The sequence below is a fragment of the Marinomonas shanghaiensis genome, assembly GCF_003259175.1.
GTDB classification, from domain to species: Bacteria; Pseudomonadota; Gammaproteobacteria; order Pseudomonadales; family Marinomonadaceae; genus Marinomonas; species Marinomonas shanghaiensis.
In genome coordinates this window covers 485,791-498,431 of record NZ_QGOK01000003.1, presented here as the reverse complement: position 1 = coordinate 498,431, position 12,641 = coordinate 485,791, and the positions used below count along the sequence as shown (strand labels likewise).

10 protein-coding genes are annotated in these 12,641 nt (G+C 42.7%); 3 read left to right on the top strand and 7 right to left on the bottom strand.

Features of this window, described 5'->3' with window-relative positions; genetic code table 11:
* Positions 1-63 precede the first annotated feature (63 nt).
* On the top strand, positions 64-804 hold the full coding sequence (locus DKT73_RS02745) for a spermidine synthase (protein ID WP_111637045.1): 741 nt from the start codon (positions 64-66) through the stop codon (positions 802-804).
* Positions 805-949: 145 nt separating this feature from the next.
* Positions 950-1,993 (top strand): Fe(3+) ABC transporter substrate-binding protein, encoded by a 1,044-nt coding sequence (locus tag DKT73_RS02740; protein ID WP_111637044.1) that lies wholly within the window; start codon positions 950-952, stop codon positions 1,991-1,993.
* 85 nt (positions 1,994-2,078) lie between these two features.
* Here DKT73_RS02740 and DKT73_RS02735 read toward each other — a convergent pair whose 3' ends face one another.
* The 5 genes from DKT73_RS02735 to DKT73_RS02715 all read right to left on the bottom strand — a co-directional run bounded on the left by DKT73_RS02735 (position 2,079) and on the right by DKT73_RS02715 (position 9,340).
* Positions 2,079-3,173: an alpha-hydroxy acid oxidase gene (locus DKT73_RS02735; RefSeq protein WP_111637043.1), complete on the bottom strand. Its 1,095-nt coding sequence runs from the start codon at positions 3,171-3,173 to the stop codon at positions 2,079-2,081.
* Positions 3,174-3,857 (bottom strand): Fe2+-dependent dioxygenase, encoded by a 684-nt coding sequence (locus DKT73_RS02730; protein WP_111637179.1) that lies wholly within the window; start codon positions 3,855-3,857, stop codon positions 3,174-3,176.
* An 82-nt stretch (positions 3,858-3,939) separates the two neighbouring features.
* Entirely contained in the window at positions 3,940-6,153 is a 2,214-nt protein-coding gene (locus DKT73_RS02725) for a TonB-dependent receptor (RefSeq protein ID WP_111637042.1), read from the bottom strand.
* A 271-nt stretch (positions 6,154-6,424) separates the two neighbouring features.
* Positions 6,425-8,068 (bottom strand): phosphoglucomutase (alpha-D-glucose-1,6-bisphosphate-dependent), encoded by a 1,644-nt coding sequence (gene pgm, locus DKT73_RS02720; protein WP_111637041.1) that lies wholly within the window; start codon positions 8,066-8,068, stop codon positions 6,425-6,427.
* 147 nt (positions 8,069-8,215) lie between these two features.
* Complete coding sequence (locus DKT73_RS02715) at positions 8,216-9,340, bottom strand: beta-ketoacyl-ACP synthase III (protein ID WP_111637040.1); 1,125 nt, start codon at positions 9,338-9,340, stop codon at positions 8,216-8,218.
* Positions 9,341-9,588: 248 nt separating this feature from the next.
* Between DKT73_RS02715 and DKT73_RS02710 the strand changes: the two genes are divergently transcribed.
* Complete coding sequence (locus tag DKT73_RS02710; protein ID WP_111637039.1) at positions 9,589-10,734, top strand: patatin-like phospholipase family protein; 1,146 nt, start codon at positions 9,589-9,591, stop codon at positions 10,732-10,734.
* Here DKT73_RS02710 and murI read toward each other — a convergent pair.
* Complete coding sequence (murI, locus tag DKT73_RS02705; protein ID WP_111637038.1) at positions 10,731-11,540, bottom strand: glutamate racemase; 810 nt, start codon at positions 11,538-11,540, stop codon at positions 10,731-10,733. The two genes, DKT73_RS02710 and murI, sit on opposite strands and share 4 nt — an antisense overlap.
* Positions 11,537-12,634, bottom strand: coding sequence for a UDP-N-acetylmuramate dehydrogenase (gene murB / locus DKT73_RS02700; RefSeq protein WP_111637037.1), 1,098 nt, complete (start codon positions 12,632-12,634; stop codon positions 11,537-11,539). The genes murI and murB overlap by 4 nt, the downstream gene beginning before the upstream one ends.
* Between the last annotated feature and the right edge of the window lie 7 nt (positions 12,635-12,641).

Sequence of the window (12,641 nt, the reverse complement as noted above, 5' to 3'; positions counted from 1 at the left end):
TCTAAGGCTCGGGTTTCCGAGCCTTATTGTTTATAACGCGATTTTCATTTTAAAAGGGACCACATGAGTCACCAACACTTACTGCATGACAGCGCCGACGAGCTTGGCCCTATTCGTATTTTTGACGATGGCCAGTACCGCATACTGTCATTTGCTGAAGGTGATGAGCAAAGCCGTATTCGTCTTTCTACGCCACATATTTTACAGCATGAATATACCCAAGCGATGATGTTGCCACTCTTATTCTGCGAACCCAAACGCGTCTGTATATTGGGGCTGGGGGGTGGAACCTTACTGAATGCGCTTTATCATACCGTGCCCGCGATTCACATTACTGCGGTTGAGTTGCGCCAAGAAGTCATGGATGCGGCCGAGATGTATTTTAAACTCCCCAGAGGCAAACGCATTAACCTAGAAGTGGCTAACGCCATTGATTACATAGCGGATGGCCTGCCAAAAAAAGTCGATGTATTAATGACCGATCTCTATAACACCGAAGGAATGGATCGTGCCGTCCTCCAAACAAGCTTCATTGAGAATTGTGCGAAGAACATCAAAGAAGATGGCTGGTTAGCGTTAAATTGCTGGATCGATCAAAAAAACAACCACGAGTTAACCGCCATCATCAAGCAACATTTTAATGACGTTCGAGCACTGGATACTGGCAGCGGCAACTGGGTTATTATTGCAGGCAAAAGAGTCGACAGCAGTAACGCAAAAGAGCTCAAAGTCGTCGCACAAAGACTCAGCGATAAAATGGGCTTTCAGTTGACTAAATGGTTATCTAGGTTATCGGAAATTTAGAAGGTATTGAGATACTCAGGACTAAGAACAAATATCACAATTAAGAATAGAAATAATTTTTATTTAGAATTAGAATTCGATTAATACGAATTATCTATAAATTTATGACAACTACTTTCTATTTAGACAATTGACGGCTATTAGTATGAAACCAAAAACTTTCTCTCTTCGCTTATTGACCTCATCATTAGCTGCATTGTTCTTTACCTCTTCGCCTATCGTTTTTGCCAGCGGTGAAATAAATATCTATTCGGCTCGTAAAGAAGCATTGATAACGCCTGCACTCGATGCCTATTCGAAAAAATATCGGGTAAATGTCAATCTAGTAACGGGTGACGCTGATATATTATTAAATCGCCTAAAAGCAGAAGGTGACGCCAGTCCTGCAGATATTTTTATTACAGTCGATGCTGGGCGACTGTTTCGAGCCAAGGAAGCAGGCGTGCTCCAAAGCATTGAAACAGATACCTTAAATGACGTTATACCAACTAACTTAAAAGATCCCGACGGCTATTGGTATGGCTTATCACAGCGTGCACGTATTATTTTTTACAACCCCAAAAAAGTATCTGAATCTGAGCTGTCTACTTATGAAGATTTAGCCGATCCAAAATGGAAAGGACGCCTGTGCACTCGCTCTTCTTCTAATATCTACAATCAATCATTAGTGGCCTCTATGATTGCTGCCAACGGACAAGCAAAAACCTTAGAATGGATTAAAGGGTTTGTGAATAATCTATCTCGTCCTCCTTTTGGCGGTGATACTGATTTACTTAATGCCGTTTCAGTTGGCGTATGTGATGTAACCTTAGCCAACACTTATTACTATGGCCGACTTGGTCAAAGTGATGACCCTAAAGAGCGTGAAATTTATAATAAAGTCGCCTTATTTTGGCCTAACCAAGGTGAAAAAGAACGTGGCGCCCATATCAATGTTAGCGGTATAGGAATAACCGCCTCCGCTACAAATCTACGCAACGCGAGACGTTTGATTGACTTCCTTACCAATGAAGAAAGCCAAACTTGGTATGCTCAAGCCAATACAGAATACCCTGTTGTTGAGGGAATTGCGCCGCCTAAAAGTTTGCAACCATTTGGGGAGTTCAAAGCAGATTCACTGCCATTAAGCGTTTTAGGTGAGAATAACAGATTGGCGGTAGAACTCATGAATAAAGGGGGTTGGAAGTAAAACCCCCTCTTCTATCGGAAAATGCCAGCTCTCTTATTAAGATTAAGGTAGCTGGCATTTTGATCATAGTAAGATTGCCCTTAAATTAACGAGACTTATAGAGACAATCAGGACCAATCTCATCAATGGTTGCCGTCCCAGCCAACGCCATGGCAACCTCTAGCTCTTCTCGAAGAATACGCAGCATATGCGCCACACCCGCGGCTCCAGCCACTGCCAAAGCATAAATCTGAGGTCGACCGATTAAGACCGCGTTCGCACCGAGTGCTATCGCCTTAAACACATCAGTACCACGCTGAATCCCCCCATCCATCAAGATGGTAAAATCGTCTCCCACTGACTGACGAATAAGAGGTAACACCTCCATTGCGCTAGGCACACAATCCAATGTTCGACCGCCATGGTTGGAAGCAACAATGCCTTTGGCACCAATAGACTTAGCCTTAATGGCATCAGCTGGATGCAAAATTCCTTTTATTAAAACAGGTAAGGTGGTTTGCTTGATCAACCAGGCAATGTCCTCCCAAGTTGGCGCTTCGCTCATCATCCCCTGAAAAACAATACTCTGATCTGGCGTGAAAGTACTGGAAGGCAAAGGTGGGCGATTAACAAGATTCACCGTTGTAACATTATCCGGCAAAGCAAATTTGGCTCTTTGTGCTCGGTTACGAATACCATGAATGGCAGAATCAACGGTAACCACTAAAGCCGTATAGCCTGCCACCTCGGCTCGCTGAATAAGCTCTAAATTGAAGCTACGATCCAACTGCCAATACAGCTGAAACCATCTAGGACTGGTTAGCTTCTCTGCAATATGCTCTAAAGTATGGCTAGCCAGCGTACTCACCATCATGCCCACTTCCAAAGCGCTTGCGGCTTGCGCCGTGGCGATTTCCCCTTCTTCATGAGCAATGCGCTGAAATGCAACCGGTGCCAACATAATAGGAGAACGCCAAGACTCACCAAGTATTGAAGTCGCAGTTGTACCATGAGTAACATCATTTAGAACTCTAGGCCAAAGCTGAATAGCATCGAGCGCCGTACGATTTTGCTTAAGAGTGAACTCATCACCACCTCCACCATAAATATATTCATAAATACTATGAGGCAATACTTCTTTGGCAAGATGCTCATAATCAGCAACACACAAGGCATCAGAAGGAATAATAGATGTCGTCATTTAGGTATCTACATGCAGTCGAATTAAACGGTGATACAAGGCACTTAGATTCACCACTTGAGGATTATCCAAACCATGCTGAGCACCTAATATTTGAATGTTTTGATCAAGGTCGAATAGAATTTCACGTTGTTCATGATCTCGAACCATGCTTTCAATCCACAAAAAGCTGGCGAGCCGCTGACCTTTTGTGACAGGCAACACCTGATGCAAACTAGTAGAAGGATATAACACCATATCACCTGCTTTTAATTTTACTTGATGCTCACCATACGTATCTCTAATACAAAGCTCGCCGCCAACGTAATCATCAGCATCGTTCAAAAAAACAGTCGCCGATAAATCTGTCCTTAAACGAATCGGTGTACCAGGAATAATTCGAATAGCATTATCTACATGCCAGCCATAATGACCGCCATTTTGATAACGATTAAACATAGGAGAGGAAATTTTTAATGGCAAGGCGGCAGAAACAAACCTAGTATTTTCAGACAGCGCTTGCAATATATGGTCGCCTAATTGTTGAGCCAACTTACTATCTGGATTCAATTGCAGGTTTTTTTTTACGGAAAGAGATTGTTCACCAGCGCTACTGACACCACTTTCCCAATCAGCAGAACTCAAATGCAGCCGATACTGCTGGAGTTCATGCTCGGACAAAACATTTGGAATAGTGATTAACATATTTCCTCGCATCAGAAACAAATTAACGCAATCAGGAATACTCCTGATTGCGTTAGGGATAGATTGTAATAATGAATTATGATTAAAACTTGTACTTCGCTGTCACACTAGCAGAACGGCCATCGCCAAGATATGCAATACTACCGCCACGGTAAATCGCCGTATAGTATTCTTTATCTGTTAAGTTTTGTACGTTAGCTTGAATATCAAAGTTCTTACTTACCTCATATAACGCAAAAGCATCATAAACAACATACGATGGCGTTCTAACAACAGTATCAGGATCTGAGCCTGCATCAGGCTGACCACCTAACATTTCGCTTGAATATGTTGCGATAGCACCAAAAGCAAATTTAGGTGTAAATTGATATTTGAGCTGGCCGTTAAAGCTACGTTCTGCAAAATTTGCTTTAGGTCGGCCTACATTGTCTTCATCAAAAGATTTAAGTGTTTTAGATTTCATTAATGCAAGCCCAACCTGACCACTCAAGTTATCTGTCAAATTACCAGACAAACCTAATTCCACGCCATGGACTCGGTTTTTCCCTGTGTTAAGAGAACCACCCGATGCATAAGAGTCATTCCCACCCTCAATGACCTTGTCTTTAGTAATCTGAAATGCTGCTGCTGTAAGCAATAACTTGTGATCCATTAAGTTCCATTTTGTTCCTAGCTCCAAATTTGTAGACTGCTCTGGCTCAGCATTTTTATAATTACCATCAGAATCTAAACAAATGCCACCATAGCCACATTGACTAACCGCATCGACTTCTCCACCATTTATATTAGATGATGTCGACCATGATCCATACACATTACCGTGTTCCCATGGAGAGAAAACAGCACCTAGATGGCCATTAAGGAAGCCATCATTGAACTCAACATTTGTCGTCCCCGTATTACCACGAAACAATACGTCAGCATCATAGTTAAAATAATCATAACGGACACCACCATGTATCTCCCAATTATCGGATAATGTAATGGTATCCATAAGGTAAGCAGACAATGTCTGCAGTTTTAAACTATTAGCTGCATCATTTCTAGTAACAGAGCCCTTCCATAAATTATTATTTGCATTATAAGGATCAAGTGTAAAAGAGTTCGTTTGATTTATTGTATAGCTACCCGTATCTGTTTTTTCATTTGCATACTCGACACCAGTAACAACACTATTTTTCTTACCAAATAGTTCTGCATCCCAGATAAAGTTTGTTTGGTTACCAATATACTCATTCTCTTGCCAGCCAGAAAAACTTCTTATTCCTGTGCCTCTTGCCATAGAAACAACATATTCGTTTACCGTTTCACCGTAACGAGTTTTATTTTCCATACGCAAGTCATCAGAAAGATAAGCATTTATCTTTACTGTGGCTATATCCGCTTCACTATTTTTAAAATCTAAACCATCTTGTCCTACATAGTCATACTTATTAAAACTCCCTGTTGATCGATCAAGAGCATGACCAACATCTTCCCTATCATCTGCTCGGAAGTAGTAATAGTCAGCATTAATAGCAACATCAGCATTTGGTTCATAAACACCCGATAACAAAAAGCCTTCATGCTGAGTACCTGCAGGAGCACGATTAGGAACATCAGCTTCAGAGTAAAGCGCATTGAAACGCACTGCTACTTCCTCATTAACTGCCTTGTTTGTATCAAGTGTATAACGTTGCTTATTATCTGTACCGAGAGTACCGCTTATGATGGAAAAATCTTCATCGTAAGATGGTTTTTTTGTAACAGAGTTAACTGCACCACCAGTTGTACCACGCCCACCAAATGTCGAGCTTGGACCTTTGGATATTTCTACTTGTTCAAGCGCAAAGGTTTCACGAGAGATGAGCCCAGGCTCACGCAAGCCATCAGTATAGACATCACTGCGCGCTTCATAACCACGAATGATGTATCGATCGCCAAACGAGTTACCACCCTCACCCGTTCCTAGTGTGATACCTGGCTGTGCACTCAAAATACTTTCTAGGTCTGTTTTACCAGACTCTTCAATTGCATCTTTTGTTAACACGGTAATCGTTTTTGGTGTTTCAGCAATATCACGAGTGTATTTGGAATCAGACATCCTCTTAGCTTTATAAGGTGCACCTTGCTCACTATAAGGGTTCGCATCACTCGCAAGCTCAGTGTCCTCTATCAACAAAGTATTTAGGTTTTCCTCTTCTGCTTTTACTTGGTTAGATAGCGAGGCAGATACAGCGAAAGCAATGCCAGTTAACACCAATGGATGGCGTTTGGCTTTCTTTTCTGACAAACGAATATTGAGGCTTTGATTCATGTTAAGTAGTTCCAAAAATAGACTAAATAATGTTTATGTAAATGATTTCGGTTATTGTTTACATTTCTATTGTTTAGTCAACTCATTTCTTACTAATTAGCACGAAATATGATTAGCCTTACTTACAGAGGCTTCAAACAGACTGAATAATTCACTCAAAATGGATAAAATTTTAGACTAGCCACTACTAGCACCTCAAAAAAAACGCCGCTTATCTTTTTATAAGAATAAGCGGCGTTTTCTTCTCTTTGAAACAGAGTAACGTGTTTGGTTAGCTACCAAGCACACTATTCACCAAAGCTTTTGCTTCATTTTCAAGCTCAGCAAGGTGGTCTTCTGATATAAAGCTCTCTAGATAAATTTTATAAACGTTTTCCGTACCAGAGGGTCTAGCAGCAAACCAACCATTCTCAGTAGACACTTTCAGTCCACCTATGGCAGCACCATTGCCAGGTGCATGCGTCAACACTGAAACAATGGCCTCACCCGCCAATTCGGTTTGGGTGACATTCTTTACATCTAACGCACCAAGTAATGCTTTTTGTGCAGTAGTGGCGGCAACATCAATACGCTTATAGAAGGGTTTACCATATTTGGCCACTTGTATTTCGTAAAGTGTTTGCGGGTCTTTCCCGGTAATTGCCAAAATTTCAGCAGCCAGCAAAGCCATAATGAAACCGTCTTTATCGGTGGTCCACACAGTCGCATCTTTACGAAGAAAGGATGCTCCAGCGCTTTCTTCTCCGCCAAAGGCCATAGCGCCATCAAACATACCATCGACATACCATTTGAAACCAACAGGGACTTCACAAAGTTGGCGTTCTAATCCATTTACCACACGATCAATCATGCCACTGGAAACAAGTGTTTTACCAAACTGAATGTCTTGAGGCCATTGCTTTCTGTGTTGCGATAAATATTCAATCGCCACCGCTAAATAGGCATTGGGATTCATCAGACCAAAACCCGCACACACAATTCCGTGGCGGTCATAATCTGGATCATTCCCTACCGCAATATCAAACTCATCTTTGAGTTTTAACAAGCCCTGCATGGAATAAGCCGAAGAGCAGTCCATCCTAATACGGCCGTCTTTATCGCGTGGCACAAAGCGAAAAGTTGGATCGACTTCTTTATTGACAACCGTGATATCCAATCCGTATTTTTTTGCAATGGGCTGCCAATAGTGAATGCCAGAGCCGCCCATCGGATCCACCCCTATACGAATTTTCTTGTTCGCGATGGCCTTCATGTCGATGACATTTTCAAGATCATCAACATAATGACTAATATAATCAAAAGGCTCTATCAAGCCACTGGCCTCCACGTCTTCTAACGAGAAACGCTTTACACCCTCTAAATTCGCTTCTAAAAGCGCATTCGCTCTCTTGGCGACCCAATCGGTAATGTCTTTATCGGCTGGGCCGCCTTTACTAGAATTGTACTTAATACCGCCGTCTTCTGGAGGATTATGAGACGGCGTAATAACAATGCCATCACTGATGTCAGACTGAGTCTTATTGTGTGTTAACACAGCATGAGAAATAACCGGTGTAGGGGTATAGCCGCCATTTAATTGAGTACGAACACGGACACCATTTGCAGTGAGCACACTCACCGTTGTTTGAAAAGCCGCTTCGGACAAAGCATGAGTGTCTTTGCCTAAGTATAAAGGTCCAAACACATTGTTAGCGTGTCGATATTCGGCAATCGCTTGTGCAATGGCGAGAATATGATATTCGTTAAAACTGGTTAATAAGGCACTTCCACGATGACCTGATGTACCGAAACTGACTCGCTCATCTGGATGAGTTGTCACTCGGGGCTTTTTCAAATAATAAGCCGACATAAGTTCAGGAAGATTGACCAGTAAATCGTGAGAAGCAAGCTGCCCTGCTTGAGGATGAATTGCCATATTTAAGATGCCCTATTATTGAGTCATGGAAACCAGTGCAATTAGTCTCTCTTATAATCACATCTGTTTCAATGACTTAACGAGGGTATTACTTAACTTAGACAATTTACCCCAACATTGAAAAGAATCTGCAATCCGGTGTGATCATCAGCGCTTACGAAGAATCAAGCTGCCGATTGAATAGCCAGCTCCAAACGAACAAATCACACCAATGTCGCCAACCACTAAATCCTCGTGATATTTTGCAAAAGCAATGATAGAACCTGCTGAGGCGGTGTTCGCGTATTCATCTAATACCACTGGCGCTTCTTCAAGCGTTGCATCACGCCCCAATAGACGCTTACTGATCAACAAATTCATATTGATATTCGCTTGATGCAACCACCAGCGCTTCAACTGAGACACCTGAATACCTTGACTCTTTAAATGGCTTTCAATGTGATCGGCCGCCATTGGACAAACCTCTTTGAACACTTTGCGCCCATTTTGATGAAACAACTTGTCTGCGCCATAAGGATCTTCGTCAGTAACACGAGTCGTATAGCCAAAATTAGAACGTATATTGTTCGAAAAGGAGGTAATGCACTTGGTGCTTAGTACATCAAAAGAATGAGCTGATTGACAGGTTTCACTGCTTTCCACCACAACGGCGGTCGCCACATCCCCAAAGATAAAATGCGAATCTCGGTCCATATAGTTAACTTGTGGGGAGGTTAGTTCAGGGTTAATAACCAACACGCCTTTTGCCGTTCCCGCTTTAACAGCATCCACGGCTCTTTGCAGACCAAATGTTGCCGCTGAACACGCCACCAACATATCAAAACCAAAACCGTCTATGCCTAATGCCGACTGCACTTCAATAGCAATGGCAGGGTATGATCGCTGCGTATAAGCACAAGAAACGATGACCATATCAATGTCAGCAGCTGTTTTATTAGCAGCCTCTAACGCTTTCTTGGCCGCCAAAATAGCCATTTCAGCTTGGTGAGAGAGTTGCTCATCATGACGAATATCCAGCACAGGACGCATCCGCTTAATGTCTAAAGCCCCCTCTTTCGCGTAAATATAACGACTTTTGATTCCAGACGCCTTTTCAATAAAGGCGGCACTCGATAACGGCTTTGCCTCAATTTCTGCGTTTTCAATTTGTTGAGCATGATCACTATTAAACTGCTCAGCCCACGCATTGTAGCTCGCGACAAGCTCTTCATTACTAATAGAATGTAGGGGTGTCCACAGACCAACCCCACTAATAACGGCGGAATGATTCATTTCGTATCCTTTTTCTTATTGTTAGCAAAAGTATAGAAGAGATTGTGAATGACATTTTGACGACAGTCTACAAATTGTAATATCAATCACAGCCTATTATGCAAAATACGGATAGTAGACTGAATTCACAACATGGCATTATCAACAAAATTCTCTCATACTGTTTACCAATGATTGATCTAATAGAAGAAACGCGTTTTTATGCGATACATAGAACGCTGCAATAAAACCATATTAAGCGGACTGTTATGACCAATAATAATGCATTAATTTTATCTGGTGGTGGTGCCCGTGCTGCCTATCAAGTCGGTGTACTCTCAGCCATGGGAAAGATGCTACCAAAGCATACTTCCCTGCCTTTCTCCATATTATGTGGCACGTCGGCTGGTGCGTTAAATGCAACCATGCTGGCGTCTTACGCGGACAATTTTTCCAAAGCGGTTTCCACCCTTGCATTCGTTTGGCGCCATTTAACACCCGATCAAGTTTATACCGTCGGGCGCTGGCCTGTGACAACCTCCCTTGCAAAAACACTGCTATCCCTGTTTCACCTACAGAACAGTGAAACCGCTACTGCCCTTATGGATAATACGCCATTAAAAGAGCTGCTGAGCAACCATCTAGACTTTTCTCGAATAAACACTGCCATAGACAAACAACAACTCAAAGCGCTTGCGATTACAGCGATGAGCTACAGCACTGGCGAGTCGACAACTTTCTTCCAAGGGCAGCCTGACATGCCAGGCTGGCAAGAAAAACGACGTAAAGGTGTCATCGCAACCTTAGGAGTGGATCACTTATTGGCGTCCAGTGCGATTCCTACCATTTTCCCTGCACACAAAATTCAAAATCACTATTATGGTGACGGCGCTATTCGTCAGAAGTCCGCCATTTATCCAGCCCTAAAACTGGGCGCGACTAAGTTATTTATCATTGGGGTAAGTGGTAATCGCAGTGCTAAAAAGTGGGCTGCACCAGAGGAAGACATTGAGTCAAGTGCGCCTAGTATGGTGCAAATACTAGGCCAACTATTAAACAGCGCCTTTATTGACAATCTAGAAGACGACATCAATCAGTTAGAGATAATGAACAGCCTTATTCGTGATTTACCCAAGGAAAAACAGGCTCTGCATCAAAACCTTCCGACGGAAACATTGATCATTTCGCCATCTGAAGAATTAAACACCATTGCGCATCACTACATCAAAACACTGCCCAAGAATGTTCGTATTTTGTTAAAAGCAGCAGGAGGATCAACATCAGAGAAAATTAGCTCTGCGGCGAGTTATTTGCTTTTCACACCGCAGTATTGTCGAGCCTTGATGGATTTAGGGTATCAGGATGCTATGTGGGAAAAAGATAAGATTATGGCTTTTTTTGAAAACCAGACTTAAATAGTAACGTGCCTTTTATCCGATATGGCGTCGCTTGCCACAATCCATGAGGAGAGCCGTTGCATGTTTTTAGTGCCCAAAGAACTGCACAGCTCGATCTGACCTTCTGGTTGAGAGGATACAGGATACAAAGCGTGCATTGCCTCCGGGTAAGACGCTTCTAAACGTCTAATAAGCTGAGCGGTAACCCCTTCACTTGGCTCAATAATTTCGCAGTCAGTACCTAAAGCCTGCACAAACAAATGCTTCACCAAGGGATAGTGAGTACAAGCCAAGACCAATGTGTCAATGTTATGCGCCAACATATCTTGGCTTAAATGCTTAATCGTTTGTTTGATTTTGTCTTCTGTTTCAGGCCAAGCGTCAATATCATAAGCCAAGGTATCACTCGACATAATCGACACCTGACTGTCTGACTTCCAAAGACCAATAAGTTGGTTTAAACGTGGGCTTTGTGCCGTTACTGGCGTTCCTAACACGGCGACTTTACGTTGCTTACTAATACGAAAAGCAGGTTTTACCGCTGGCTCAACTCCAATAATAGGCAAGGACGTACTCGCTCTTAACGCATCAATGGCCGCCACGGTCGCGGTGTTACAAGCCACTACGATCGCAGACACATTCTCATTTTCAAAAAAGCGGCCTATTTTTATCAACCTATCCTGCAATTGTGCGATGCTTTTACTACCGTAGGGGGCGAAAGCATCATCCGCCAAATAGACCAAATCCAAATAAGGGTGTTTTTTGTGTATAGCGTTTAAGATAGTGACGCCCCCAGCACCCGAATCAATCACCCCAATCTTCAATTCAGTGTCTCCAAATTCGTAGCGTGATCAAGATACATAAGCGAAGGTAATTGTACAGGTTCGCGCTCTAGATTGACGCCATATAAATCATAAACAGACTGTTTTATTTCTGCTTCCAACAGCAATAAAGAATCCGCTGTTTCGTCTTTATAATTGACTAATACCAACGCCTGCTTTTCGTAAACCCCAACCCCGTGAAATTGCTTGCCTTTCCAACCAGCTTGATCAATTAACCAACCTGCTGCCAACTTGAACCCATCCTCAAACCTGAATGAAACCAAGTTAGGAAAACGCGCCTTTAATACCTCATGCTGATCCTGACTGACGATCGGGTTTTTGAAAAAACTCCCCGCATTTGCCAACGTTTTAGGATCAGGCAACTTTTCACTGCGCACCTGACAAACCATATCGAAGACGTTTTTAAGACTCGGTTGTGCAGGCAATCGATCCGATAAGCCGCCATAAGTTAGCAACAAGCGTCCCTGTTTTTTCAGGGATATCTCAACAGCGGTGATGAGCAACGTAGAAAGCCATTTACCTTTAAAATGGCTGTCACGATAGGCCAAACCACAGTCTCGTGCGTTCACCCAGTAAACATCCCCTGACAATCTATTGATAACTTGGACACGGGCTAATACGTCTTTTATTTCGACGCCATAGGCGCCAATATTTTGAACAGGAGCGGCCCCGACTGTACCAGGAATAAGTGCCAGATTTTCAAGACCAAACCAGCCTTGATTGACTGTGAATTCGACAAGCTGATGCCAATTCTCACCAGCAGCAACGGTCAGGCTAATCAGATTACCACTATGCTCCCTGGCGTTTATGCCCGTCAAACGATTGACAATAACCAAACCCTTCACATCACCGGAGATGAGTAAATTACTGCCACCACCAATCATGGTAACCTCATGCTTGAAGCGACTGGCCCAAGCTAATAAGGCTTTCAACACATCAAGACTGTCTGCAATAGCAAAAAATTCGGCACGATACGCAAAGCGAAAAGTATTATAAGTGGCCAAAGAAATATTTTTTTGAATCGAGTCTTCAACATTTTGCGAAAAACAATCGCGGCTACTAAATCGCATATTCATTGGCTAA

Excerpts from the sequence above, each read along its gene's own strand:
- pgm (WP_111637041.1), bottom strand. The coding sequence starts at position 8,068 with ATGGCAATTCATCCTCAAGCAGGGCAGCTTGCTTCTCACGATTTACTG.
- murB (WP_111637037.1), bottom strand. The coding sequence starts at position 12,634 with ATGAATATGCGATTTAGTAGCCGCGATTGTTTTTCGCAAAATGTTGAA.
- DKT73_RS02725 (WP_111637042.1), bottom strand. The coding sequence starts at position 6,153 with ATGAATCAAAGCCTCAATATTCGTTTGTCAGAAAAGAAAGCCAAACGC.
- DKT73_RS02730 (WP_111637179.1), bottom strand. The coding sequence starts at position 3,857 with ATGTTAATCACTATTCCAAATGTTTTGTCCGAGCATGAACTCCAGCAG.
- DKT73_RS02715 (WP_111637040.1), bottom strand. The coding sequence starts at position 9,340 with ATGAATCATTCCGCCGTTATTAGTGGGGTTGGTCTGTGGACACCCCTA.
- DKT73_RS02740 (WP_111637044.1), top strand. The coding sequence starts at position 950 with ATGAAACCAAAAACTTTCTCTCTTCGCTTATTGACCTCATCATTAGCT.
- DKT73_RS02745 (WP_111637045.1), top strand. The coding sequence starts at position 64 with ATGAGTCACCAACACTTACTGCATGACAGCGCCGACGAGCTTGGCCCT.
- DKT73_RS02735 (WP_111637043.1), bottom strand. The coding sequence starts at position 3,173 with ATGACGACATCTATTATTCCTTCTGATGCCTTGTGTGTTGCTGATTAT.
- DKT73_RS02710 (WP_111637039.1), top strand. The coding sequence starts at position 9,589 with ATGACCAATAATAATGCATTAATTTTATCTGGTGGTGGTGCCCGTGCT.